Genomic DNA, 25,279 nt, shown 5'->3' with positions numbered 1-25,279 from the left:
CGGGCGCAGGACGCACAGTCGTCCGGCCGACGAGACCGACGCACGACCCCAGGAACGACCGAGCGGGCGCAGCCCCGAGGCGGAGGCCGACGCAGTGACAGCAGCCGACGGGCAGGCAGGCGCCCCGACCGACGAGCGCACCGGAGACCACCGCACGACGCCCCTGCGCGTGGCCCTGCTCGGGTGCGGCGTCGTGGGCACCGAGGTCGTGCGCCTCCTGACGACGCAGGCCGACGACCTCGCCGCGCGCACGGGCGCCCGGCTCGAGCTCGTCGGGATCGCGGTCCGCGACACGGCGACGCCGCGCGACGCCGTCGTCGACGCCGAGCTGCTCACGACCGACGCCGAGGAGCTCGTCACGCGCGCCGACGTCGTGATCGAGGTCGTGGGCGGGATCGAGCCCGCGCGCTCGCTGCTGCTGCGCGCGATCGAGCACGGTGCGTCCGTCGTCACCGCCAACAAGGCGCTGCTCGCGCAGGACGGCCCGACCCTCTACGCGGCGGCGGACGCCGCGGGCGTCGACGTGTACTTCGAGGCGGCCGTCGCCGGGGCGATCCCGATCGTGCGCCCCGTCCGGGAGTCGCTCGCGGGCGACCGTGTGCGCCGCGTGCTCGGCATCGTCAACGGCACGACGAACTACGTGCTCGACCGCATGACGAGCGAGGGCCTCGACCTCGACCAGGCCGTCAAGGAGGCGCAGGCGCTCGGGTACGCCGAGGCCGACCCGACCGCCGACGTCGAGGGCTTCGACGCCGCCGCGAAGGCCGCGATCCTCGCCTCGCTCGCGTTCCACACGCGCGTGTCGATCGACGACGTGGACCGCGAGGGCATCAGCGCGATCACCGTGGACGACGTCGCGTGGGCCGAGCGCACCGGCTACGTCATCAAGCTGCTCGCGATCGCCGAGCGCCGTGACGAGGGCGTCCAGGTGCGCGTGCACCCGGCGCTCGTCCCGCTCGCGCACCCGCTCGCGGGCGTCCGCGGGGCGTTCAACGCGGTGTTCGTCGAGGCCGAGGCCGCGGGCGAGCTCATGTTCTACGGCCGCGGTGCCGGCGGGGCCCCCACGGCCTCCGCGGTGCTGGGCGACGTGGTCTCGGCCGCCCGCCACCGCGTGCTCGGCGGCAAGGGACCGGTCGAGTCGTCCTACGCCGACCTGCCGGTGCTGCCCGCGTCGTCGGCGCGCACGCGCTACCAGGTCCGGCTCGACGTGCAGGACCGCCCGGGCGTCCTCGCGCAGGTCGCGGCGCTGCTCGCCGACCACGGGGTCTCGATCGAGGCCGTCCGCCAGGCGCCCGCGCCCCTCGGCCCCGACGGCGGCGACGGGCTCGCCCGCCTGATCATCACGACGCACGAGGCGTCGGAGGAGTCGCTCGCGGCCACGGTCGCCGCGATCACCGGGCACGAGGCGGTCCGCCGGGTGCTGTCCGTGCTGCGAGTCGAGGGAGTCTGATGGCCCACCAGTGGCGAGGCATCATCGCCGAGTACGCGGACCGGCTGCCGGAGCACGTGCAGCGCAAGGTCGTCACGCTGGGGGAGGGCGGCACGCCGCTCGTCCCCGCGCCGGCCCTGTCGGAGCTCACGGGCGCCGAGGTGTTCCTCAAGGTCGAGGGCATGAACCCGACCGGCTCGTTCAAGGACCGCGGCATGACGACGGCGATCTCGTCGGCGGCCGGGCGAGGCGCCAAGGCGGTCGTGTGCGCGTCGACCGGCAACACGTCGGCGTCGGCCGCGGCGTACGCGACCGCGGCCGGGATGCTCTGCGCGGTGCTCGTGCCCGACGGCAAGATCGCGATGGGCAAGCTGAGCCAGGCCATCGCGCACGGGGCGCGCCTGCTCCAGGTCGACGGCAACTTCGACGACTGCCTCGTCGCAGCCCGCAAGCTCGCCGAGGTGTACCCCGTCGAGCTCGTGAACTCGGTCAACTCGGACCGCATCGAGGGCCAGAAGACCGGCTCGTTCGAGGTCGTCGACGCGCTGGGCGACGCGCCCGACATCCACGCGCTGCCGGTCGGCAACGCGGGGAACATCACGGCGTACTGGCGCGGCTACCGCGAGTACGCGGGACTCGACGCGGGCGAGGAGCACGGGGCCGTCGCGACGCGGACCCCGGCGATGTGGGGCTTCCAGGCGGCCGGCGCGGCGCCCATCGTCGCGGGCCACCCCGTCGACCAGCCCGAGACGATCGCGACCGCGATCCGCATCGGCAACCCCGCGTCGTGGCAGCAGGCCGAGGACGCGCGCGACACCTCGCGCGGCCTGATCGAGGCCGTGACCGACGAGCAGATCCTGGCCGCGCACCGCATCCTGTCGAGCCGGGTCGGCGTGTTCGTCGAGCCCGCCTCGGCCGCGGGCGTCGCCGGCATCCTCATGCTCGCCGAGCAGGGTCGCGTCCCCGCGGGCGCGCGCATCGTCGTGACGGTCACGGGCCACGGCCTCAAGGACCCGCAGTGGGCGCTCAAGACGGCGGACGGCTCGGAGATCGTGCCCGTGCGGGTCAGCGCGGACGTCGTGTCGATCGCCGACGCGCTCGAGCTGTCCTGAGCCGGGTGTGACCATGCGGCTGGGCCACCACCACGTCCGCGCGCGCGTCCCGGCGACGAGCGCGAACCTCGGCCCGGGCTTCGACGCGCTCGGGCTCGCGCTCGGGCTGCACGACGACCTCGAGGTGCGTGCGCTCGGCTCGCCCGGCGTCGTCGTCGACGTGACCGGCGAGGGCGCCGACTCGGTGCCGCGCGGCGAGGACCACCTCGTCGTCCGGGCGCTGCGGCTCGCGCTCGACCACGTGGGTGCGCCGCAGACGGGCCTGCACCTGACGTGCACCAACCGCATCCCGCACGGTCGCGGGCTCGGCTCGTCGGCGGCCGCGGCGGTCGGCGGCCTCCTGCTCGCCCGCGCGCTGCTCGCGGACCCCGAGGCGCTCGACGACGAGACCGTCCTCGGCCTCGCGACCGAGCTCGAGGGCCACCCGGACAACGCCGCACCCGCGCTGCTCGGCGGCGCGACGATCGCGTGGCTCGAGGGCACGGGCGAGCGGCCGCGGGCCGTCCGCCTCGGCCTCCACCCGGACGTCGCCCCGCTCGTCGTCGTCCCGGCGACCGAGCTGTCGACGCGGCGGGCCCGCGGTGTGCTGCCCGCGAGCGTCCCGCACCGCGACGCCGCGCAGCAGGCCGGACGAGCGGCGCTGCTCGTCGAGGCGCTCTCGCGCCGCCCCGACCTCCTGCTGCCCGCGACCTGCGACTGGCTGCACCAGCCCTACCGTCGCGACGTCATGCCGGACAGCCTCGCGCTCGTCGACGCGCTGCGGGCGCACGGGGTCGCGGCGGTCGTCTCGGGCGCCGGGCCGACGGTCCTCGCGCTGGCGCGCGTGCGTCGGGACGCCGCGGGAACGGCTGTCGGCACGGACGCGGACGGGGTGGTCGACGACGCGTTCGGCGGCGTGATGGGCGGCTGGGCCGTGCTGCGCCCGGGGCTCGACCTCGACGGCGGGGGCGCCTGGCCGGTCGGCTGAGCCCTCTCCCGCGCGGGTGCCCGCCCGGCGGCGGTGCCCCTCCGCGCCCCGCCGGAGCCCTCGCCCGTGCGGTCGTCGTGCCGCCCGGAGCCGCTCGCGGAGGGGCCCCCGAGCCGCTCACGGAGGTGCCCCGGAGCCGCTCGTGGAGGCGCTCGGGAGCCGCTCGTGGAGCCGCACCGAGCCGCTCGCCACCCGGTCGGGTGAACATGTGTCCAGGACCGGGCGATATCACACGCGGTGGTACGATGACCGAGTTCCCCGGATCTCGTGCTCCGCCACGTTCCCGTCTCTCCACACCCGCACACCTCAGCCTCGAGGGTGCGCGACGGGCACCGCGAGCCCCGCCGGGAGCAATCCAGCCCACGTGCGCAGACGTCGTCGTACGCAGCGCGTGTGGCTCCAGCAAACGATCCGGCCGCTCAGGACCGGACGTAGGCCGAACCCGCAGGCCGGGTGCGTGCCACCGACGAGGGGGAAGGGTCCTTCGTGACAGACACCATCGAGTCCGCCGTGAGCACCAGCACCGGTGGATCGGGCCGCGGCGCCGCGATCTCGGCACTGCGGCTCCCCGAGCTCCAGGCGCTCGCCGCCGAGCTCGGCGTGACCGGGACGTCCAAGATGCGCAAGAGCGATCTCGTGGACGCCATCAAGACCAAGCGCTCGGGCGGCCGCACGTCGGCGCCCGAGTCGCAGCCGGCTGCCGAGCAGCCGACGCTCGCGGGGGTCACCGCGGGAGCCACGCCCGAGACGTCGCCCGAGCCCGCCCGCGCGGAGCGGACCGGCGGTCGTCGTGCGACCCGCCGCGAGGTCGCCCCCCGCACCGAGCAGCCCGAGGCCGTCGACCGGGACACGACCGGCGGCGCCGTGCCCGTCCGGGTCGACGCCCGGCTCGAGGCCGTCGAGCGCACGCTCGACGCCCGCGTCGCGGGGGAGACCCGGGACGAGCGCGCCGCGCGCGCCGCCGAGGCGATCGCGCCGCTCGCGGGCGGTGAGCGGCGTTCGCGCCGGTCGGGCCGCGGCGCCGGTGCACCGCGCGTCGAGGCCGGCCCCGAGGTCGTCGTGCTCCCCGACGCCGAGCAGGGCGGCCAGCGGGACGGCGGCCCGCGTGACGGCGCACCGCAGCGTGAGGGCCAGCAGCGCGAGGGCCAGCAGCGCAGCAACGGTCAGCAGCGCGACGGCCAGCAGCGGGACGGTCAGCAGCGCGACGGCGGCCAGCGCGAGGGCCAGCCGCGGCAGGACCGGGACCAGGCACCGGGGGCGGGCGCCCAGGGCGGCGGCAACCAGGCGCTGCTCGAGGACGACGAGCGCGGCGGTCGTCGCCGTCGCTCGCGGGACCGCTACCGCGACCGTGACCGCACCAAGCCGCAGCGCGGCCGCGGCGGACGCGCGCAGGGCGACCTCGCCGGCTACGAGGAGATCGAGGTCAGCGAGGACGACGTCCTGCTGCCCGTCGCCGGGATCCTCGACATCCTCGACAGCTACGCGTTCGTCCGGACGACCGGCTACCTGCCCGGCCCCAACGACGTGTACGTCTCGCTCGGGCAGGTCAAGAAGGCCGGCCTGCGCCGCGGCGACGCCGTCACTGGTGCCGTCCGCCAGCCGCGCGAGGGCGAGCAGCTGCCGCAGGGCAGCGCCGCGCGCGCCAAGTTCAACGCGCTCGTGCGCCTCGACTCGGTCAACGGCCTGCCGCCCGAGGAGGCGCGCCAGCGCGCCGACTTCTCGAAGCTCACGCCGCTGTACCCGCAGGAGCGCCTGCGCCTCGAGAGCGAGCCGAACAAGCTCACGCCGCGCGTGATCGACATCGTCGCGCCGATCGGCAAGGGCCAGCGCGGGCTGATCGTCTCCCCGCCCAAGGCCGGCAAGACGATCATCATGCAGCAGATCGCGAACGCGATCACCACGAACAACCCCGAGGTCCACCTCATGGTCGTGCTCGTCGACGAGCGCCCCGAGGAGGTCACGGACATGGAGCGGACGGTCAAGGGCGAGGTCATCGCCTCGACGTTCGACCGCCCCGCGTCGGACCACACGATCGTCGCGGAGCTCGCGATCGAGCGGGCCAAGCGTCTCGTGGAGCTCGGCCAGGACGTCGTCGTGCTGCTCGACTCGCTCACGCGCCTGTCGCGCGCCTACAACCTCGCGGCGCCCGCGTCGGGCCGGATCCTCTCGGGTGGTGTCGACGCCTCGGCGCTGTACCCGCCCAAGCGGTTCTTCGGCGCGGCGCGCAACATCGAGCACGGCGGGTCGCTCACGATCCTCGCCTCGGCGCTCGTGGAGACCGGGTCCAAGATGGACGAGGTCATCTTCGAGGAGTTCAAGGGCACCGGGAACATGGAGCTGCGGCTCTCGCGGAACCTCGCGGACAAGCGCATCTTCCCCGCGGTCGACGTCAACGCCTCGGGCACGCGCCGCGAGGAGATCCTCATGGCGCCCGACGAGCTCAAGATCGTGTGGAAGCTGCGCCGCGTCATGGGTGCGCTCGACCAGCAGCAGGCGATCGAGCTCCTGCTCGGCAAGCTGCGCGAGACCCGGTCGAACGCGGAGTTCCTCATGCAGGTGCAGAAGACGACGCCCGGCACGGGCAACGACTGACGCACGCACGACCCCGCGAGGATGCGGCGGCGGGTCCGGGAAGGTTTCGGGCCCCCGCCGTGTTCTGGCACAATGTTCTGTTGGTCTGCGGTTCACGTGTGCGGTTCGCGTGCACGACCCGGAGACGACCCAGCGAGGAGAACCCTGTGAAGTCTGACATCCACCCCGCGTACGTCGTGACCCAGGTGACGTGCACCTGTGGCAACACGTTCACGACGAAGTCCACCGAGACCTCGGGCCACATCCGCACCGACGTGTGCAGCGCGTGCCACCCGTTCTACACGGGCAAGCAGAAGATCCTCGACACCGGTGGCCGCGTGGCCCGGTTCGAGGCGCGCTACGGCAAGAAGCCGGCTGCGGCGCCCGCCGCCGAGCCGGCCGCCGACACCGCGGCCGAGTAGCGACCTGACAGCGCCGGTGCCCGGCGGACGACTGCCCTCCATGGCAGTGTCCGCGCAGGGCACCGGCGCTGTTCGTCTGCCCGGGGCCTGACGCCCGGCAGCCCGCGCGTCCGCGCCCGTCCCGGCACCGCCACCCCACCGCACGTCACCGCACCGCACGTCACCCGGCTGCGCCTCAGCGCACCGCACCCCCACCGCACGCCACCCCACCGCACGCCACGCCAGGAGGCGCCCGCATGAGCGACCCGTTCGCCGCAGCGGAGCCGCTGCTCGCCGAGCACGCCGAGATCGAGACCCAGCTCGCCGACCCCGGGGTGCACGCCGACGCCGGGCGGGCCCGCAAGCTCGGCCGCCGCTACGCCGAGCTCGGCCAGGTCGTCGCCGCCTACCGCGCGTACCGCGCCGCGACCGACGACGTCGCCGACGCGCGCGAGCTCGCGGAGCTCGACGACGCGTACGCCGCCGAGCTCCCCGCGCTCGAGGCCGCCGCCGCCGCGGCCGCCGAGCGCCTGCGCCGCGTGCTCGTGCCGCGCGACCCCGACGACGCGCGCGACGTGATCCTCGAGATCAAGGCCGGCGAGGGCGGCGAGGAGTCCGCACTGTTCGCGGGCGACCTGCTGCGCATGTACCTGCGCTACGCCGAGCGCCGCGGCTGGAGGACCGAGGTGATCGAGTCCACGGAGTCGGACCTCGGCGGGTACAAGGACGTCCAGGTCGCGGTCAAGGCCCGCGGCGCGCTGACCGACCCCGCGCAGGGCGTGTGGGCGAGCCTCAAGTACGAGGGCGGCGTGCACCGCGTGCAGCGCGTCCCCGTCACGGAGTCGCAGGGCCGCATCCACACCTCGGCCGCCGGGGTGCTCGTGCTGCCCGAGGCGGACGACGAGGCCGAGGTCGGGATCGACCCCAACGACCTGCGGATCGACGTGTTCCGCTCGTCCGGGCCGGGCGGCCAGTCCGTCAACACGACCGACTCCGCGGTCCGCATCACGCACGTGCCGACCGGCATCGTCGTGTCGATGCAGAACGAGAAGTCCCAGCTGCAGAACCGCGAGCAGGCGATGCGCGTGCTGCGCGCGCGGCTGCTCGCCGCGAAGCAGGAGGAGGCCGCCGCCGCGGCCAGCGAGGCACGGCGGTCGCAGGTCCGCACGGTCGACCGCTCGGAGCGCATCCGGACGTACAACTACCCGGAGAACCGGATCGCGGACCACCGCACGGGCTACAAGGCGTACAACCTCGACGTCGTGCTCGACGGCGACCTCGACGCGGTCGTCCGCTCGGCGATCGACGCGGACGAGGCGGCCCGGCTGGCCGCCGCGGGCGCGTGAGCCCGACGAGCCTCGCGGCCGCGCTGCGGGACGCCGAGCGCACGCTGGCCGCCGCCGGGATCGGGTCGGCGCGCGTCGACGCCGAGCTCCTCGCCGCGCACCTGCTGCGCGCCGCGTCGGGGGAGGACGTCAGCCGCGGCGAGGTCCAGACCGCGGCCCTCCTCGGCCGGCCTGCTCCCGACGGGTACGCCGAGCTCGTGGGGCGCCGAGCCGCGCGCGAGCCGCTCCAGCACCTCACGGGCCGGGCGCCGTTCCGGGGCGTCGAGCTCGCCGTCGGGCCCGGGGTGTTCGTCCCGCGCCCCGAGACCGAGCAGGTCGCCGAGCAGGCCGTCCGGGAGGCCGCCGACGTGCTCGCGCGCACGGGCTCCGCGCTCGTCGTGGACCTGTGCACCGGCTCGGGCGCGATCGCCGTCGCGGTCGCGGTCGAGGTGCCCGGCGCCGTCGTGCACGCCGTCGAGCTCGACGCCGCCGCGCACGCCTGGGCCGCGCGCAACGTCGAGGCCCTCGCGCCCGGCGTCCACCTGCACCGGGGCGACGCGCGCACGGCCCTGCGCGCGCTCGACGGCACGGTCGACGTCGTCGTCTCGAACCCGCCGTACGTCCCGCCCGGGGCGGTCCCCGTCGACCCGGAGGTCGCCCGGCACGACCCGGCCGTCGCGCTGTACGGCCTCGGGGCCGACGGGCTCGAGGTCCCGCGCGGCATCGTGGCCGCCGCCGCGCGGCTCCTGCGGCCCGGGGGGCTGCTCGTCATGGAGCACGCCGAGGTCCAGGACGCCGCCGCACGGGCGACGGTCGAGGCGACGCACGCGTTCACCGCGGTCACCACTGCGGCCGACCTCACCGGCCGCGCCCGCATGGTCCTCGCCCGCCGGGCCGATCCCGACCGCTCGGACGGCATGACGCCCGGCCCCTCCGTGGGAGACTCGCAGCCGTGAGCCTGCTGCGCATCAAGGACGCGACGGACCCCGAGACGTGGGGGCCGTCCCTCGACGCCGCCGTGGAGGCGCTCGGCCGCGGCGACCTCGTCGTGCTGCCGACCGACACGGTCTACGGGATCGCCGCCGACGCGTTCGACCCGGTGGCCGTCCAGGCGCTGCTCGACGCCAAGGGACGCGGCCGGCAGATGCCCCCGCCCGTGCTCATGCCGGACCTGCGCACGCTCGACGGCCTCGCGACCGCCGTGCCCGCCGGCGCACGGGCCCTCGCGGAGGCCTTCTGGCCCGGCGGCCTCACGCTCATCGTGCGCGCGCAGCCCTCGCTCGCGTGGGACCTGGGGGAGACGCACGGGACCGTCGCGCTGCGCGTGCCCGACCACCCCGTCGCGCTCGAGCTCCTGCGCCGCACCGGCCCGCTCGCGGTGTCCAGTGCGAACCGCACCGGCAAGCCCGCGGGCACCGACGTGCGCGAGGCCTACCGCCAGCTCGGCGCGCGCGTGCCCGTGTTCCTCGACGGGGGAGAGGCGCCCGGCGGCGTGTCGTCGACGATCGTGGACGCGACGGGCGACGTCCTGCGCGTCGTGCGCGAGGGGGCGCTGAGCCTCGAGGAGCTGCGCGCGGTGACGCCGGTCGAGGGCCCGGCCCCGGCCGTCGCCCCCGAGACCCCGGCGCCGGACGCCGCGGGCGCACCGGTGCCGACGACGGAGCCGCCCGCACCCGTGTCGACGACGAAGCCGTCCGCGGCGGGTGCGTCGAGCACGCCCCCGTCCGCCGCGACCCCGCCGCCCGTGGTGCCCGACGACCTCGCCACCGACGTCCCGCAGCCGGGCGGTGAGCCGGGCCGGTGAGGGTCTACCTGCTCCTCCTGCTGGTCTCGGCGGCGACGACCTACCTCATGACGCCGCTCGCGCGGTGGTGCGCACTGCGCTTCGGCGCCATCACCGCGGTGCGCGACCGGGACGTGCACGCGATCCCGACGCCGCGCCTCGGCGGCCTCGCGATGCTCGTCGGGCTCCTCGTCGCGCTCACGGTCGCGAGCGGCCTGCCGTTCCTGAGCAGCGTGTTCACCGACCCGCGCCCGATCTGGGGCCTCGCCGGCGGCGCGACGACGGTGTGCCTGCTCGGCGTCGCGGACGACATCTGGGACCTCGACTGGGTCACGAAGCTCGTCGGGCAGGTGCTCGGCGCCGGCTTCATGGCGTGGCAGGGGGTGCTGCTCTTCCAGCTCCCGATCTTCGGCGACGTCGTGATCGGCTCCGAGCGCGTGTGGCAGGCGCTCACCGTGCTCGTGGTCGTCGTCGCGATGAACGCGGTGAACTTCGTCGACGGCCTCGACGGGCTCGCCGCAGGCATGATCGGCATCGGCGGCACGGCGTTCTTCCTGTACTCGTACTGGCTGACGATCCTCACGGTCGACGGCGGCCGGGGGAACTACGCGAACCTCGCGACCCTCGTGCTCGCGGTGCTCGTCGGGATGTGTGTCGGCTTCCTGCCGCACAACGTGTACCCGGCGCGCATCTTCATGGGCGACTCCGGCTCGATGCTCCTGGGCCTCGTCATCGCCGCGGCGACGATCGTGCTCACCGGCCAGCTCGACGCCTCGGCGCTGCCCGCGCACGACGGCGCCGCGCTGCTGCCGCGCCAGCAGATCCCCGTCTTCGTCCCGATCCTGCTGCCCGTCGCGGTGCTGCTGCTCCCGCTGCTCGACATGGGCCTCGCGGTGATCCGCCGGGTGGGTGCGGGGAAGTCGCCGTTCCACCCGGACCGCATGCACCTGCACCACCGGCTGCTCTCGCTCGGGCACTCGCACCGCAGCGCGGTCGGCATCATGTGGATCTGGACCGTCGTCTTCGCGTTCGGCACCGCGTCGCTCGTCGTGCTCTCGACGACCCAGGCGCTCTGGGGCCTCGGCCTCGGCATGGTCGCGGCGGCGCTGCTGACCCTCGGGCCGCTGCGCGGCAAGAACGGCGGCGCCCAGCCGATCATCACCGGCGTCACCCCGGCCGTCCCGCCCGTGCGCGGCGCCGAGCCCCGGTCCACGACCGGGGAGCACCGCCCGGCGACCCGCACGACCATCGGCCCGGGCCGCCCGACCACCACGACCGGCCCGGCCCGCCCGCCGGCCGGCCACCCGACCCCGGAGAAGCACCCATGACGTCCTCGGACCCCCAGCCCACGCCCGCACGCTCGACGTCGTCCGCGGCCGCCGACGCCGTCTTCCGCCGCGCGCTGCGCGACATGCTGCTCCTGCTCGCCGTGCTCTCGGTGCTCGGGGTCGGCATCGGGGCGCTCGTCGCGGGGTCGGCCGGAGTCTGGGGGGCGCTCATCGGCGTCGGCCTCGCGCTCGTGTTCTCGGGCACGACGGTCGTCTCGATGCTGCGCACCTCGGGCTCGACCCCGCAGGCCATGGCGGGCGTCGTCATGGGGGCGTGGCTCGCCAAGATCGTGGTCGTGATCGTCGTCCTCGCGGTGCTCCGCGACCTCGACTTCTACGACCGGACGGTCCTCGCGATCGTGCTGATCCTCGGGGTCCTGGGCTCCGCGCTGCTGGACTACCGGGCGGTCGCGAACGGCCGTGTGCCGTACGTCGAGCCCGCGGACCGCGGTCCTGACGGAGCGTCCGCATAGGTTAGGCTTCACCCATCCATGACGGCCAGGTTCCTATGGCGTGCCCGCACTGATGCGGGCTGTCCGGCACCGATGACCACCAGGAGCTCGCACTGTCCAGCCTCGCGATGATCGCCCCCCTCGCCACCGAGGAGGAGAGCGGGTTCCACGCGCCGTCGATCGCTGACTTCTTCCCGGCCCCCGTCCTCTTCGAGGGCACGTTCCTCGAGTTCAACCGGCTCCAGCTCGTGCGCCTGATCGCCGCCGCCGTGCTGATCGTGCTCTTCGTGATCGCCGCCAAGCGGGCGAAGCTCGTCCCGGGTCGCGGGCAGAACGTCGTCGAGATGCTCCTGGACTTCGTGCGGGTCAACGTCGCCGAGGAGATCATCGGCAAGGCGAAGGCCCACAAGTACGTCGCGCTCCTGACGACGCTGTTCCTCGCGATCCTCGCGTTCAACCTCACGGGCATCGTCCCGGGGCTGAACATCGCCGGGTCCTCGCTCATCGGCATCCCCGTCATGCTCGCGCTCTGGGTCTACGTCATGTACCTCGGGGCGGGCATCAAGGCGCACGGCGTCGGTCACTTCCTCAAGATGAGCCTGTTCCCCCCGGGCGTGCCGGCGTTCATGTACGTCCTGCTCACGCCCATCGAGTTCCTCACCGTCTTCATCCTGCGGCCCGCCACGCTCGCGCTGCGACTCATGGCGAACATGGTCGCCGGCCACCTCATGCTGGTGCTCTGCTTCTCCGCCACCCAGTTCTTCGTCTTCGAGGCGACGGGCGGCATGAAGGCGTTCGGTGCGCTGACCTTCGTCTCGGGCTTCGCGCTCACGCTGTTCGAGGTCTTCGTCGCCGCGCTGCAGGCGTACATCTTCGTGGTCCTGACGGCCGTGTACATCAGCCTGTCCGTCGAAGACGAGCACTGACCCACACCCCCCGGGGGTCGGCTGACCCCTACCCACGAACGAGCGTCGGTCCGACCGGTCCGGCGCCCTACGGAAGGAACGAGCAACCGTGGCACTTGCGGAAACCACCACCGTCCTCGCCGAGGTCACCGGCAACGTCGCGACGATCGGCTACGGCCTCGCGGTGATCGGCCCCGGTATCGGCCTCGGCATCCTCATCGGCAAGACGATCGAGGGCATCGCGCGCCAGCCCGAGGTCGCCGGCCAGCTCCGGACCACGATGTTCATCGGTATCGGCTTCGTCGAGGTCCTCGGCCTGCTCGGCCTCATCACCGGATTCCTCTACTGATGTCGGCCGCCGCGACGGCGGCGAGCCTCGTCTCGGCCGCCGAAGAGGGCACGATCGAAGGCACACGGCTGCTCCTGCCGGCGCTGTACGACATCTTCTGGTCGACGATCGTCCTGGCGATCATCGCGTTCGCGTTCTACAAGTACGTCCTGCCGAAGTTCCAGGCCGTGCTCGACAAGCGCACCGAGCTGATCCAGGGCGGCATCGCGAAGGCCGAGTCGGCGCAGGCCGAGGCCGCCGCCGCTCTCGCCGAGTACCACCAGCAGCTCCAGGACGCCCGCACCGAGGCCGCCCGCATCCGTGAGGACGCGCGCACCGAGGCCGGGCAGATCGTCGCGGAGTCCCGCACCAAGGCGCAGGAGGAGGCGGCTCGCATCGTCGAGACCGCGCACCGGCAGATCGAGGCGGAGCGCCAGCAGGCGTCGGTCTCGCTGCGCGCCGACGTCGGGTCGCTCGCGACCCAGCTCGCCTCCAAGATCGTCGGCGAGTCGCTCGAGGACACCGCGCGCCAGTCGCGCGTCGTCGACCGTTTCCTCGACGAGCTCGAGGCCAGCACCACGGCGAACGCCGGTAAGGGGAACTGATGCGCGGGACGAGTCAGGCGTCGCTGCGGAGCGTGGAGAACCGGTTCGAGCCGGTCCTCCGTGCTGCCGGCGTCGAGTCGGCGACGCTGGGCGAGCAGCTCTTCGCCCTGGTCGACGCCCTCGACTCGTCCGGCGCGCTGCGCCGGACGCTCGCGGACCCGTCGGCCGACGGTGAGGCGAAGGCGCGGCTCGTCGCGCACGTGCTCCAGGGCGCGCACACGAGCACGGTCGCGGTCGCGCAGGAGCTCGTCCGGTCGCGCTGGTCGGCGGACGCCGACCTGACCGAGGCCGTCGAGCACCTCGCGTTCCACGCGGTGCTGGCCTCCGCGGAGGCCACCGGCACGCTCGAGCGCGTCGAGGAGGACTTGTTCCGCGTCGCGCGCGCGCTGGCGGGTCAGCGCGACGTGCGCCGGATCCTGTCGGACGACGCGACGTCGACGCCGGAGGCCCGCGTGCGCCTGCTCGACGCGATCCTCGCGGGCGGGGCGACCCCGGCCGCGGCGCTGCTCGCACGGCGGGCCACGGCGAAGCCGCGCGGCCGTCGGTTCGTGACGACGCTCGGCCACGTCGGCGACCTCGTCGCCGAGCGCCGCAACCGTCAGGTCGCGACCGTGACGTCGGCCACCGAGCTCTCGGTCGCCCAGCGCGCCCGGCTCGAGGGGATCCTCGAGCGGGCCTACGGGCAGCCGGTCCAGCTCAACGTGATCGTCGACGAGCACGTCCTCGGCGGCCTGCGCATCCAGGTCGGGGCCGAGGTCGTCGACTCGACGGTCCTGTCCCGGCTCGCCGACGCCCGGCGCCGACTTGCCAGCTGACGGCCGCGCTCCGCGCCCCGTCCCCAGAACGCGTTCGACCCGTACGCGACCCGCGTGCGACACGACAGGAGAGAAGCAATGGCTGAGCTGACGATCCGGCCGGAGGACATCCGCTCCGCGCTGGACAGCTTCGTGAAGTCCTACGAGCCCACCGGTGCGGTCACCGAAGAGGTCGGCCGGGTCACCCTGGCGGGCGACGGCATCGCGCAGGTCGAGGGTCTGCCCGGCTGCATGGCCAACGAGCTGCTGCGCTTCGAGGACGGCACGCTCGGCCTCGCGCTGAACCTCGACGTCCGCGAGATCGGCGTCGTCGTGCTCGGTGAGTTCACCGGCATCGAGGAGGGCCAGGAGGTCCGCCGCACGGGCGAGGTCCTCTCGGTCCCGATCGGTGACGGCTACCTCGGTCGCGTCGTCGACCCGCTCGGCGAGCCGATCGACGGCCTCGGCGAGCTCGTCACGGAGGGTCGCCGCGCGCTCGAGCTGCAGGCGCCCGGCGTCATGCACCGCAAGAGCGTGCACGAGCCGCTCCAGACGGGCCTCAAGGCCATCGACGCGATGATCCCGATCGGCCGCGGCCAGCGTCAGCTCATCATCGGCGACCGCCAGACGGGCAAGACGGCGATCGCGATCGACACGATCATCAACCAGAAGGCGAACTGGGAGTCGGGCGACCCGACCAAGCAGGTCCGCTGCATCTACGTCGCGATCGGCCAGAAGGGCTCGACCATCGCCGCGGTGCGCGGCGCGCTCGAGGAGGCCGGTGCTCTCGAGTACACGACCATCGTCGCCTCGCCGGCGTCCGACCCGGCCGGCTTCAAGTACCTCGCGCCGTACACCGGCTCGGCCATCGGCCAGCACTGGATGTACCAGGGCAAGCACGTCCTCATCGTGTTCGACGACCTGTCGAAGCAGGCCGAGGCGTACCGCGCCGTGTCCCTGCTGCTGCGCCGCCCGCCGGGCCGCGAGGCGTACCCCGGTGACGTCTTCTACCTGCACTCCCGTCTGCTCGAGCGCTGTGCCAAGCTCTCCGACGAGCTCGGCGGCGGCTCGATGACCGGTCTGCCGATGATCGAGACGAAGGCCAACGACGTCTCGGCGTACATCCCGACCAACGTCATCTCGATCACCGACGGCCAGATCTTCCTGCAGTCGGACCTCTTCAACGCGGACCAGCGCCCCGCCGTCGACGTCGGCATCTCGGTGTCCCGCGTCGGTGGTGCCGCGCAGGTCAAGGCGATGAAGCAGGTCTCCGGCACGCTGAAGCTCGACCTCGCGCAGTTCCGCTCGCTCGAGGCGTTCGCGATGTTCGCCTCGGACCTCGACGCCGCGTCGCGTGCGCAGCTGACCCGTGGGGCCCGCCTCATGGAGCTGCTCAAGCAGGGCCAGTACAGCCCGTACCCGGTCGAGGACCAGGTCGCGTCGATCTGGGCCGGCACCAAGGGCAAGCTCGACGACGTCCCGATCGAGGACGTGCGCCGCTTCGAGACCGAGCTGCTGGACCACCTGCGCCGCAACAGCGACGTGCTCACGACCATCGCGACGACGGGCAAGCTCGACGAGGCGACCGAGTCGGCGCTGTCCTCGGCGATCGACGAGTTCCGCAACGGCTTCCTCAAGGGCGACGGCTCGCCGCTCGTCGGCGGGGACGACGAGGGCGACTCCGTGCCGGTCGAGCAGGAGCAGATCGTCCGTCAGAAGAAGGCCTGACCGGTGGCCGGTACCCAGCGCGTCTACAAGCAGCGGATCAAGTCGACGCAGGCGCTCAAGAAGATGTTCCGGGCGCAGGAGCTCATCGCCGCGTCCCGCATCGGGCGTGCGCGGGGCCGGGTCGCGCAGGCGACGCCGTACTCGCGGGCGATCACGCGTGCCGTCTCGGCGCTCGCGACGCACTCGAGCACATCGCACCCGCTGCTGACCGACCGCACGGACACGAACCGTGTCGCCGTGCTGCTGATCGCGTCGGACCGCGGCATGGCGGGCGCCTACTCGGCGAGCGTCATCCGCGAGACGGAGCGGCTCGTCGAGCGGCTCCAGGCGTCGGGCAAGGAGGTCGCGCTCTACGTCTCCGGGCGTCGCGCGGTGTCCTACTACACGTTCCGCCGCCGTGAGCTCGCGGCGCAGTGGCAGGGCGGTTCGGACGCGCCGCAGGTCGACGTGGCCGACGACATCGCCGACACGCTGCTCCGCGCCTTCGACGCCCCGGCCGAGGCCGGCGGGGTCGGCGAGCTGCACGTCGTGTACACGCAGTTCGTCAACATGGTCACGCAGCGGCCGCGCGTCATCCGCATGCTCCCGCTCGAGGTCGTCGAGGGCGTCGCCCCCGCCGGCGAGGGCGACGCGCTGCCGCTGTACGACTTCGAGCCCAGCCCGGAGGCCGTGCTCGACGCGCTGCTCCCGCGCTACGTCCGCAGCCGCATCTACAGCTGCATGCTGCAGGCGGCCGCCTCCGAGCTCGCCGCCCGCCAGCGGGCCATGCACACGGCGACCGAGAACGCCGAGGACCTCGTGCGCATGTACACGCGGCTCGCGAACCAGGCCCGCCAGGCAGAGATCACCCAGGAGATCAGCGAGATCGTGTCGGGCGCCGACGCGCTCGCCTCCTGACACCAGCACGACCCAGACCACGCCGGAGTCCGCTCCGGACGAGCGAAGCGAGGCAGGACATGACCGCCACCACCGTCGACGCCACGGCGACCGACCCGGGCGCGCCCGGAGTGGGTCGCGTCGCCCGGGTCATCGGCCCCGTCGTGGACATCGAGTTCCCGTCGGACCAGATCCCGGACATCTACAACGCGCTCCAGGTCGACATCGACCTGTCCTCGCAGGGCGAGGGCGAGCAGGACGGCTCGTTCACGATGACGCTCGAGGTCGCCCAGCACCTGGGTGACTCGCTCGTCCGCGCCGTCGCGCTGCGCCCCACGGACGGTCTCGTCCGCGGTGCGCTCGTCCGCGACACGGGTGCGCCCATCAGCGTCCCGGTCGGCGACGTGACCAAGGGCCGCGTCTTCAACGTGATCGGCGAGGTGCTCAACCTCGAGCCGGGCGAGAAGCTCGAGATCACCGAGCGCTGGCCCATCCACCGCAAGCCCCCGGCCTTCGACCAGCTCGAGTCGAAGACGCAGATGTTCGAGACCGGCATCAAGGTCATCGACCTGCTCACGCCGTACGTGCTCGGCGGGAAGATCGGCCTCTTCGGTGGTGCGGGCGTCGGCAAGACGGTCCTCATCCAGGAGATGATCCAGCGCGTCGCCCAGAACCACGGTGGTGTGTCGGTGTTCGCCGGTGTCGGCGAGCGCACCCGTGAGGGCAACGACCTCATCGTCGAGATGGAGGAGGCGGGCGTCTTCGACAAGACGGCCCTCGTCTTCGGCCAGATGGACGAGCCGCCGGGCACGCGTCTGCGCGTCGCCCTGTCCGCGCTGACGATGGCGGAGTACTTCCGCGACGTGCAGAAGCAGGACGTGCTGCTCTTCATCGACAACATCTTCCGGTTCACGCAGGCCGGCTCGGAGGTCTCGACGCTGCTCGGCCGCATGCCGTCCGCCGTCGGCTACCAGCCGAACCTGGCCGACGAGATGGGCCAGCTGCAGGAGCGCATCACCTCGACGCGTGGTCACTCGATCACGTCGCTCCAGGCGATCTACGTCCCCGCCGACGACTACACCGACCCGGCGCCGGCCACGACGTTCGCGCACCTCGACGCGACGACGGAGCTCAGCCGTGAGATCGCCTCGCGCGGCCTGTACCCCGCGGTCGACCCGCTCGCCTCGACGAGCCGGATCCTCGACCCGCGCTACGTCGGCCAGGCGCACTACGACACGGCGACGCGCGTGAAGTCGATCCTGCAGCGCAACAAGGAGCTCCAGGACATCATCGCGATCCTCGGTGTCGACGAGCTGTCCGAGGAGGACAAGACCGTCGTCGCCCGGGCGCGCCGCATCCAGCAGTTCCTGTCGCAGAACACCTACATGGCCGAGAAGTTCACGGGTGTCGTGGGCTCGACGGTCCCGGTCGCGGAGACCGTCGAGGCGTTCTCGCGGATCGCGGACGGCGAGTTCGACCACATCGCCGAGCAGGCGTTCTTCAACATCGGCGGCCTCGAGGACCTCGAGCGCAACTGGGCCCGGATCCAGAAGGACTACGGCGTCTGACGCCTGCGTCCACGACCGGGTTCGAACTGAGCAGAGGGAGTCAGCATGGCTGAGCTGGAGGTCGACGTCGTCGCCGCCGACGGCAAGATCTGGTCGGGCCACGCGCGGCAGGTGAGCGCGCCGGCCGCGGACGGGGAGATCGGCATCCTCGCCGGGCACACCCCGGTGCTCTCGGTGCTGCGCCGCGGTGAGGTCCGGGTCGCCCGGGCCGGCGGCGAGGTCCTGCGCTGGACGGTCGGGGGCGGGTTCCTGTCCGTCGACTCGGACCTGGTGACGGTCGTGGTGGACTCGGTCGAGGACGCGACCGGCACCCAGGTCGCGCACTGACGGAGCCGTCATGTCAGGGCAGCAGATCGCGCTCGTGCTCCTCGGAGCGGTGGTCGTCGCCCTGGTCGTGCTCGGCCTCAGCGTGTCGAGGCTGGGCCGGCTCACGCGTCGCGTCGGGTCCTTCGAGTGTGCGTTCCGCCGCTCGGAGGGCCCGTCCGCGTCGTGGGTCACGGGGGTCGGCCAGTACGGCGCCGACAGCCTGTACTGGTGGCGCGCACGGTCGCTGTCGGTGCGCCCCACACGCTGCTGGCGACGGTCCGCGATCGTCGTGAGCGAGCGCGCGGTCATCGAGGAGTCGCCGCGGTTCGGCCGTCAGGTCGCCGTGCGCTGCTCGGTGCAGGGCGAGGCGTTCGACCTGCTGATGAGCCCCGAGGCGTCCGCGGGCCTCACGTCGTGGCTCGAGGCCACCCCACCGACGATCAGCCGCGTGATCTGACGGCGCGCCGTCGCCGTCCACGAGAGGAACCCCCCGCATGCGCCTCGTCGTCGCGCGCTGCTCGGCGCGCTACAGCGGCCGGCTCAACGCCCACCTCCCGCTCGCGACCCGGCTCGTGCTGGTCAAGGCGGACGGGAGCGTGCTGCTGCACTCCGACGGCGGGTCGTACAAGCCGCTGAACTGGATGAGCCCGCCGTGCTCGCTCGCGATCGGTGAGCCGGACGCCGAGGCCGTCGAGCGCGGCGTGAGCCAGGTCTGGACCGTGCAGCACGCGAAGAGCGACGACCGGCTCGTCGTCGAGGTCCACGAGGTGCTGCACGACTCGGCGCACGAGCTCGGGGTCGACCCCGGACTCGTCAAGGACGGCGTCGAGGCGCACCTCCAGGAGCTGCTCGCGGCGCAGATCGACCTGCTCGGCGGCGGGCACACGCTGGTGCGCCGCGAGTTCCCCACGGCGATCGGGCCGGTCGACATCCTCGCGCGCGACGCCGCGGGCGTGGCGGTCGCGATCGAGATCAAGCGCCGGGGAGACATCGACGGCGTGGAGCAGCTCACGCGGTACCTCGAGCTGCTCAACCGCGACCCGCACCTCGCCCCCGTGCGCGGGGTCTTCGCCGCGCAGGAGATCAAGCCGCAGGCCCGGGTCCTCGCGACGGACCGCGGGATCGCCTGCGTCGTGCTCGACTACGACGCCATGCGCGGCGTGGACGACGTCGACTCGCGCCTGTTCTGATGTCGGCCGCGGCGAGCGACGAGGGTCGGGCCGCCGCACGCCCCGGGCTCACGTACCCCGAGGTCGGCGCCACGCGTGCGGGCCCGCTGCCGGCCGGTTACCGCCACCTGCACGTCCGGCACCGCCTCGGGCCCGGCGACGTCGGCGCCGTCGGGCGCGCGCTGCTCACCTGGCGGGTGCACGCGGCGGCCCGCGTCCTGGTCGACGCGGACGCACCGGTCGCCGATGTCGGGGTGGACGTCCGCACGCGCCTCGGCGTGGGCCCGCTGCGGCTCGTCGTGCCGTGCCGGGTCGTGTGGGCCGAGACGGGGGAGCGCGTGGTGGGGTTCGGCTACGGCAGCCTGCCGGGTCACCCGTTCGTCGGCGAGGAGTCGTTCCGGGTCGAGCGCGACGACGACGGCGTGCTGTGGTTCGTCGTCGACGCGTTCAGCCGCCCGGCGTGGGCCTGGCTCGTGCCGCTCGCGTGGGTCGTGCCCGTGGTGCAGCACGCCTACCTGCGCCTGCTCGCGCACGGCGCCCGGCGGCTCGCCCGCGCCGGCTGAGGCGCGGCCGCCTTCAGGGCGGCCCGCACCGCACGCGGCCGACGCCTGGGCAACGCGGCCCGTCCGAGCCGAGCCGCGCCGCACACCCGTCGCGTCCCTCAGCCGCCGAACGTCAGCTCGGCGAGCCGGGCCGCGCCGGTGAGGACGACGCGCAGGTAGGTCACCCCGCCGGCGAGCACGTCCCACGCCGGCCCGCGCACGGCCTCGACGGTGCTCCAGTCGTACCGCCCGCCGTCCGGCGGGACGTCGGCCGAGGCGGCGACGGTCCAGGCACCGGAGCCGTCGCGCACCTCGACCCGGACGCCCGCGGCGCCCGCCCGGGTCCGGGCGACGGTGACCCCGAGCCGGGTGGCGCCGCGGGCGTCGACGTCCCGCAGCGTCACGGCGGCGGAGCCGCGGCCGCGCGGGACCTGCACGGCGTCGCCCGCGTCGCGCGTGCGCTCGGCGAGCTCGATGCCGTCGTGGTCGTCGAAGTCGGTGGCCCGCAGCGGTCCGGTGAGTGCGGCGCGCGGCGCGACGGGGTCCCCGGTCACGACCACCCCGACGCTCACGGGCAGGTCCGCCGCGGACGCGCCGGCGTGCAGCACGTAGGCGCCGGGCTCGACGACGAGCGCGTCGCGCGTGACGTCCCACACCGCGAGGTCGGCGACCCGCACGCGCACGGTCGCGGTGCCGGTGGCGCCGGGCTCGAGCGGCACGCGGACGTGCCCGAGCAGGCGACGGTGGGGGACCGCGAGCCGGTGGTCGACGGCGCTCGCGTAGACCTGCACGAGCTCGTCGACGGGGCGGTCCCCGGTGTTGGCGACGTCGACCTCGACGTCGAGGTGCGCGTCGGCGCCGACCCGCGCGGGGCCGGCCCCGTCCGGTTGCCCGGTGGCCGCCCGGTCGGCAGCGTCCGCCGCACCGGACGCGGTCACGACGCGGATCCCGCGGTGCTCGACGGTCGTGTACGACAGCCCGTGCCCGAACGCGTACAGCGGCTCGTGCCGGGCGTACCAGTAGGTGGACCCGGCGTCGATCACGTCGTAGTCGAGCAGGTCGCCGACGTGGGAGTCGTCGGCGACCCAGGTCTGCGCGAGGTGGCCCGCGGGCTCGACGTCGCCCACGAGCACGTCGGTCAGCCCGTGCCCGAGCTCCTGGCCGGCGTGCGAGGACCACACGACGGCGGCGGCCTCGTCGGCCACGGGGCCCAGCACGTACGGGTAGGAGGACACGACGGCGAGCACCGCGCGAGGGTTGGCGTCGTGGGCGGTCCGCCACAGCTCGGTCGACGCGTCGGGCAGCCGCAGGTGCGGACGGTCCTCGGTCTCGCGCCCGAGAAGGTGCGGGTCGTTCCCGACGGCGACGACCACGACGTCGGCGGCCGCCGCGGCCTCGGCGACCTGGGCGTGGCCCGAGCGGAGCGTGCGCAGCGTGAACCGCTCGGCGTCGGCGGCGTCGTGCGCCTCGGCGACGAGCGTGCCGGTCGCGTCGCTCTGGACGCGGACCCACCGGCCCGAGCCGACGTGCTGGACGGACCACGTGCCGTCGGCGTGCCGGTGCAGCCGGAAGCTCTCCTGCGCGACCCACCCGCCCACGCGCTCGGAGTCGGCCCGCACGACCCAGCCGGCGCCGGACCACAGCAGCCCGGACCGCACGCCGCGGAGCGTCACGAGGCCCTCGCCCCACGACGTGACGTCGAACGCGGCGCCGGCGTCGGTCGCGGTGCGGGCGTCGGCCGTCAGCGGAGTCGCGGCGTCGAGCTGGCGCACGTACGCCCCCGTGGTCGCCGAGCGCAGCGCGACGCGGTCGGCCCCGTCCGCGACCTGGACCGCGGAGGCACCGAGCCGCTCGGCGAGCGCGCTGCCGAGCCCGACGAGGTACGGCGGGGTGCCGGAGTACCAGTCGTGCAGCACCCGGTCGGCCAGCGGGCCGACGACGGCGACGCTCGCGCCCGCCCGCAGCGGCAGCACGCCGTCGTTCTGCAGCACGACGACCGCTCGCGCGGCCACCTCGCGCGCGAGCGCCCGGTGCTCGGGGAGGTCGAGCGCGTCGGCACCGACGCCCGCGTACGGGTCGAGGTCGGGGTCGAGCTCGCCGGTCGCGAGGCGCAGCTCGAGCTGGCGCAGCACGGCGCGGTCGACCTCGGCCTCGGTCAGCAGCCCGCGCTCGAGCGCGGCGTGCAGGCGCTCGACGGTCGGCCGGGCGTCGGCGTCGTTGTCGGTGAACGAGTCGACGCCCGCCCGCACCATCGCGGCGTGGCTCTCGACGTGGTCGTCGTAGTAGCGCTCGAACGTCACGAGGTTGCCGGGCGCGGCGGCGTCCGAGACGACCATGAGCGACGCGTCGGTCCAGCTGCGCAGCTCGTCGAGCAGCTCGCGCGCGACGTGGTTGGGCCGGCCGTTGACGAGGTTGTACGAGGGCATGACGGCGCCGACGACGCCGGCCTCGATCGGGCCGCGGTACGCGGGCAGCTCGTACTCGTGCAGCACGCGCGGGCGCAGCTGCGAGCTCGTGAGCGCGCGGTCGGTCTCGTTGTTGTACGCGAGGAAGTGCTTGAGCGTGGGCACCGTGCGCCAGTAGACGGGGTGGTCGCCGCGCAGGCCGCGGGCGTAGGCGGTCGCAAGGTGGGCGGTGAGGTGCGGGTCCTCGGAGAAGCCCTCCTCGTTGCGCCCCCACAGCGGGTGGCGCAGCGGGTTCACGACGGGTGCCCACACGTTGAGGCTCACCGCGGGGTCGGCGGCGTGCTTGGCACGCAGCTCGGTGCCCACGACCTCGCCGACGCGAGTGAGCAGCGCGGCGTCCCAGGTCGCGGCGAGCCCGACGGGCTGCGGGAACGACGTCGCGACGCCGAGCCACGCGACGCCGTGCAGCACCTCCGCGCCGGTGTGGAAGGCCCCCAGGCCCAGCCGGTCGACCGCGGGCGCGTGCTGGTGCAGCAGCGCGACCTTCTCGTCGAGCGTGAGCCGCGCGAGCAGGTCACGGGCACGCGCCGGGAGCGGCTGCGTGGGGTCGCGGTACGTGGGGGCTGCCTGGAGGTCGTCGTCGGCCACGGGGTCCCTCGTTCTGGGTGCGGTGGGCGGACCGGTCCCGGGTGGCGGTCGGACACGCCGTTCCCGGACCGATTCGATCATATCGTCGAACCGTTTCGACGATAGCAGTCGCGCGCGCGGCGTGACGCGGCCCACACCGTAGCGGACCCCCCGAGCCCCGTCGACCGCCGTAATCCCGCCCGTCTCCCTCGCTCGGTGACATTGCCGTCTCGTTCTGGGCACTGGTTGCCCGTCCGCGGGGGGAGGCCGTAGAGTGCGGGCGTCGAACCGCTTCGATGTTCGCGGATCGACCGGCACCCGCACGGATCACGGACGATCCGCGGGCGGCCGGCACGGGGGACCACGAGGACACCGCGTTTCCACAAGGGAGTGAAGGGCGCTCATGAACACCACCACACAGCTCGGCCAGGTCGGGGAGATCGCCGTCCAGCGGCGGTCCTTCCTCGGGATGGTCGCCGCGGGCGCGGCCGTCGTCGGCGTCCCGTCGCTGCTGACCGCGTGCTCCAGCGGCGAGGCCGGCGTGACGGCGGAGCCCGGCGCGACCGCCGGCACCGACGTGCTGCCCACGTACAAGGAGATCGTCTTCGCCGAGCCCGACTTCCCGAGCGTCAACGGGTCGACCGCGGGCTACGCGTCGATCCCGGCGGACCTCGTGCAGTCGGTCGAGGAGCCCCCCGGCAAGGGCACCGAATTCACCGCGATGACCCCGCTGTGGGGCACCCCGCCGCCGGTCAAGGGCAACAAGTACTACGACGCGGTCAACGCGGCGCTCGGCTCGACGATCACGTTCAACATCGCCGACGGCAACGACTACGGCACCGTGCTCGCGACCGCGTTGTCCGCGGCCGACGACCTGCCGGACTGGGTCTGCGTCCCGACGTGGAACGTCCCGCCTCGCTTCGCGTCCGAGGTCGTCCCCAACGTCTTCCAGGACCTCACGGACTTCCTCGCCGGCGACAAGGTGCTGAAGTACCCCAACCTCGCGAACATCCCGACCGCCGCGTGGCAGTGGTCCTCGTTCAACGGGCGCCTGTACGGCCTGCCGTTCCCGGGCGAGGTCATCAACGACGTCATCTTCTACCGCAAGGACATCCTCGACGGCCTCGGCATCACGCCCGACGTGAAGAGCGCCGACGACCTCCTCGCGCTGCTGAAGGAGATCAACAACCCGTCGGCGGGCGTGTACGCCGCGGCCGACCTGTGGAACACGTCGACGATCATGCACGGCGTCGTCCCCAAGTGGAAGCTCGTCGACGGCAAGCTCCTGCATCGCGTCGAGACCGAGGAGTACCGCAGGTCGCTCGAGTGGAACGCCGAGGTCTGGGCCGCCGGGCTCGTGCACCCCGACATCGACACGGCCTGGAATAAGGAGCTGTTCGAGTCCGGGAAGCTGCTCGTGATGAACGACGGCATCGGCGGGTGGCACGAGGCGCTCGGCCGCCAGCTCGGCACGAACCCGTCCTACAGCCAGCAGCCGCTCCCGCCCTTCGGCGCCGACGGCGGTGACCCGGTCTACTACAAGGGTCAGCCCGCGAACATCTTCAGCTTCCTCAAGAAGTCGGACGACCCCGAGCGCATCGAGGAGCTCCTCGGCATCGCGAACCTGCTCGCCGCGCCGTTCGGCACGACCGAGTTCGACCTCGTCAACAACGGCGTCGAGGGCGTGCACTTCACACGCGGCGCCGACGGCCTGCCCGTCCCGACCGAGCTCGCGCCGACCGAGCTCCAGCCGACGTACATGTTCCTCGTCGCGCCGCCCGTCGTGAACGCCAAGGTCCAGTACCCCGGCTTCGTCGAGGCGTCGAGCACGTTCACCGCCGACGCGGCGCAGTACACCGAGGAGCCGCTGTTCTACGGCGTGCAGATCAGCGAGCCCGACGAGTACGCGTCGATCGGTCAGCCGTTCGTCGACCTCGAGAAGGACATCTCGCGCGGCCGCAAGTCCATCGACGACCTCGACGCGGCCGTCGAGACCTGGCGCCAGTCGGGCGGCGACCAGCTGCGCGAGTTCTACCAGGGCATCCTCGAGGCCTGATC

General features: G+C 73.7%; 23 protein-coding genes. 22 read left to right on the top strand and 1 reads right to left on the bottom strand.

Translation table 11 applies throughout. The features are described from left to right. Nucleotides 1–163 precede the first annotated feature (163 nt). From CCE01nite_RS17300 to CCE01nite_RS17200, 21 genes are all read left to right on the top strand, one after another. The gene (locus CCE01nite_RS17300) at nt 164–1,450 is read left to right on the top strand and encodes a homoserine dehydrogenase (RefSeq protein WP_034635052.1); all 1,287 of its coding nucleotides are present in this window, start codon (nt 164–166) and stop codon (nt 1,448–1,450) included. Next, nucleotides 1,450–2,541 carry a threonine synthase gene (thrC, locus tag CCE01nite_RS17295; protein ID WP_034635043.1) on the top strand — a complete coding sequence of 364 codons (1,092 nt, stop codon included), beginning with the start codon at nt 1,450–1,452 and terminating at the stop codon, nt 2,539–2,541. Before CCE01nite_RS17300 ends, thrC begins: the two co-directional genes overlap by 1 nt. 13 nt (nt 2,542–2,554) lie before the next feature. Continuing rightward, the gene (thrB, locus tag CCE01nite_RS17290) at nt 2,555–3,508 is read left to right on the top strand and encodes a homoserine kinase (RefSeq protein ID WP_034635042.1); all 954 of its coding nucleotides are present in this window, start codon (nt 2,555–2,557) and stop codon (nt 3,506–3,508) included. 486 nt (nt 3,509–3,994) lie between these two features. Further along, complete coding sequence (rho, locus tag CCE01nite_RS17285; protein ID WP_141372745.1) at nt 3,995–6,100, top strand: transcription termination factor Rho; 2,106 nt, start codon at nt 3,995–3,997, stop codon at nt 6,098–6,100. Nucleotides 6,101–6,246: 146 nt separating this feature from the next. After that, nucleotides 6,247–6,501 carry a 50S ribosomal protein L31 gene (gene rpmE, locus CCE01nite_RS17280; protein ID WP_034628007.1) on the top strand — a complete coding sequence of 85 codons (255 nt, stop codon included), beginning with the start codon at nt 6,247–6,249 and terminating at the stop codon, nt 6,499–6,501. Between the two features lie 236 nt (nt 6,502–6,737). Then, entirely contained in the window at nt 6,738–7,826 is a 1,089-nt protein-coding gene (gene prfA / locus CCE01nite_RS17275) for a peptide chain release factor 1 (protein WP_034628005.1), read from the top strand. Continuing rightward, nucleotides 7,823–8,761 carry a peptide chain release factor N(5)-glutamine methyltransferase gene (prmC, locus tag CCE01nite_RS17270; protein ID WP_034628002.1) on the top strand — a complete coding sequence of 313 codons (939 nt, stop codon included), beginning with the start codon at nt 7,823–7,825 and terminating at the stop codon, nt 8,759–8,761. The genes prfA and prmC overlap by 4 nt, the downstream gene beginning before the upstream one ends. Next, complete coding sequence (locus tag CCE01nite_RS17265) at nt 8,758–9,609, top strand: L-threonylcarbamoyladenylate synthase (protein WP_084142580.1); 852 nt, start codon at nt 8,758–8,760, stop codon at nt 9,607–9,609. The genes prmC and CCE01nite_RS17265 overlap by 4 nt, the downstream gene beginning before the upstream one ends. After that, nucleotides 9,606–10,916, top strand: coding sequence for a glycosyltransferase family 4 protein (locus CCE01nite_RS17260; RefSeq protein WP_084142579.1), 1,311 nt, complete (start codon nt 9,606–9,608; stop codon nt 10,914–10,916). The genes CCE01nite_RS17265 and CCE01nite_RS17260 overlap by 4 nt, the downstream gene beginning before the upstream one ends. Next, complete coding sequence (locus tag CCE01nite_RS17255; RefSeq protein WP_034628001.1) at nt 10,913–11,389, top strand: Cg1360 family ATP-synthase-associated protein; 477 nt, start codon at nt 10,913–10,915, stop codon at nt 11,387–11,389. The genes CCE01nite_RS17260 and CCE01nite_RS17255 overlap by 4 nt, the downstream gene beginning before the upstream one ends. A gap of 107 nt (nt 11,390–11,496) precedes the next feature. Beyond that, the gene (gene atpB / locus CCE01nite_RS17250; protein ID WP_034627999.1) at nt 11,497–12,294 is read left to right on the top strand and encodes a F0F1 ATP synthase subunit A; all 798 of its coding nucleotides are present in this window, start codon (nt 11,497–11,499) and stop codon (nt 12,292–12,294) included. A gap of 88 nt (nt 12,295–12,382) precedes the next feature. Beyond that, nucleotides 12,383–12,622: an ATP synthase F0 subunit C gene (gene atpE, locus CCE01nite_RS17245; protein WP_034627996.1), complete on the top strand. Its 240-nt coding sequence runs from the start codon at nt 12,383–12,385 to the stop codon at nt 12,620–12,622. Then, on the top strand, nt 12,622–13,206 hold the full coding sequence (locus tag CCE01nite_RS17240) for a F0F1 ATP synthase subunit B (protein ID WP_034627993.1): 585 nt from the start codon (nt 12,622–12,624) through the stop codon (nt 13,204–13,206). The genes atpE and CCE01nite_RS17240 overlap by 1 nt, the downstream gene beginning before the upstream one ends. Continuing rightward, nucleotides 13,206–14,021, top strand: coding sequence for a F0F1 ATP synthase subunit delta (locus CCE01nite_RS17235; RefSeq protein WP_034627990.1), 816 nt, complete (start codon nt 13,206–13,208; stop codon nt 14,019–14,021). Before CCE01nite_RS17240 ends, CCE01nite_RS17235 begins: the two co-directional genes overlap by 1 nt. A 78-nt stretch (nt 14,022–14,099) precedes the next feature. Continuing rightward, a complete protein-coding gene (atpA, locus tag CCE01nite_RS17230) occupies nt 14,100–15,728 on the top strand; it encodes a F0F1 ATP synthase subunit alpha (RefSeq protein WP_034627986.1) in 1,629 nt (542 codons plus the stop codon). A 3-nt stretch (nt 15,729–15,731) separates the two neighbouring features. After that, complete coding sequence (locus CCE01nite_RS17225) at nt 15,732–16,625, top strand: F0F1 ATP synthase subunit gamma (protein WP_034627983.1); 894 nt, start codon at nt 15,732–15,734, stop codon at nt 16,623–16,625. 59 nt (nt 16,626–16,684) lie between these two features. Further along, nucleotides 16,685–18,172, top strand: a complete 1,488-nt coding sequence (gene atpD / locus CCE01nite_RS17220; protein WP_034627978.1) for a F0F1 ATP synthase subunit beta — start codon at nt 16,685–16,687, stop codon at nt 18,170–18,172. 45 nt (nt 18,173–18,217) lie between these two features. Continuing rightward, nucleotides 18,218–18,499, top strand: coding sequence for a F0F1 ATP synthase subunit epsilon (locus tag CCE01nite_RS17215; protein WP_034627975.1), 282 nt, complete (start codon nt 18,218–18,220; stop codon nt 18,497–18,499). A gap of 10 nt (nt 18,500–18,509) precedes the next feature. Continuing rightward, a complete protein-coding gene (locus CCE01nite_RS17210; protein ID WP_034627972.1) occupies nt 18,510–18,935 on the top strand; it encodes a DUF2550 domain-containing protein in 426 nt (141 codons plus the stop codon). A gap of 37 nt (nt 18,936–18,972) precedes the next feature. Beyond that, nucleotides 18,973–19,668, top strand: coding sequence for an endonuclease NucS (gene nucS, locus CCE01nite_RS17205; protein ID WP_034627969.1), 696 nt, complete (start codon nt 18,973–18,975; stop codon nt 19,666–19,668). After that, nucleotides 19,668–20,210: a DUF1990 domain-containing protein gene (locus tag CCE01nite_RS17200; protein ID WP_034627966.1), complete on the top strand. Its 543-nt coding sequence runs from the start codon at nt 19,668–19,670 to the stop codon at nt 20,208–20,210. The genes nucS and CCE01nite_RS17200 overlap by 1 nt, the downstream gene beginning before the upstream one ends. Nucleotides 20,211–20,308: 98 nt before the next feature. Here CCE01nite_RS17200 and CCE01nite_RS17195 read toward each other — a convergent pair whose 3' ends face one another. Next, the gene (locus CCE01nite_RS17195) at nt 20,309–23,242 is read right to left on the bottom strand and encodes a glycoside hydrolase family 3 C-terminal domain-containing protein (RefSeq protein ID WP_034627964.1); all 2,934 of its coding nucleotides are present in this window, start codon (nt 23,240–23,242) and stop codon (nt 20,309–20,311) included. Between the two features lie 382 nt (nt 23,243–23,624). On the opposite strand from CCE01nite_RS17195, the gene CCE01nite_RS17190 reads away from it, so the two are divergent. Next, a complete protein-coding gene (locus CCE01nite_RS17190) occupies nt 23,625–25,277 on the top strand; it encodes an extracellular solute-binding protein (protein ID WP_052103887.1) in 1,653 nt (550 codons plus the stop codon). Nucleotides 25,278–25,279 lie beyond the last annotated feature (2 nt).

The sequence above is a fragment of the Cellulomonas cellasea genome (genome assembly GCF_006538745.1).
GTDB classification, from domain to species: Bacteria; Actinomycetota; Actinomycetes; order Actinomycetales; family Cellulomonadaceae; genus Cellulomonas_A; species Cellulomonas_A cellasea.
Note: the sequence above shows the minus strand (reverse complement) of the source record. Positions and strands in the feature narration are given on the sequence as shown.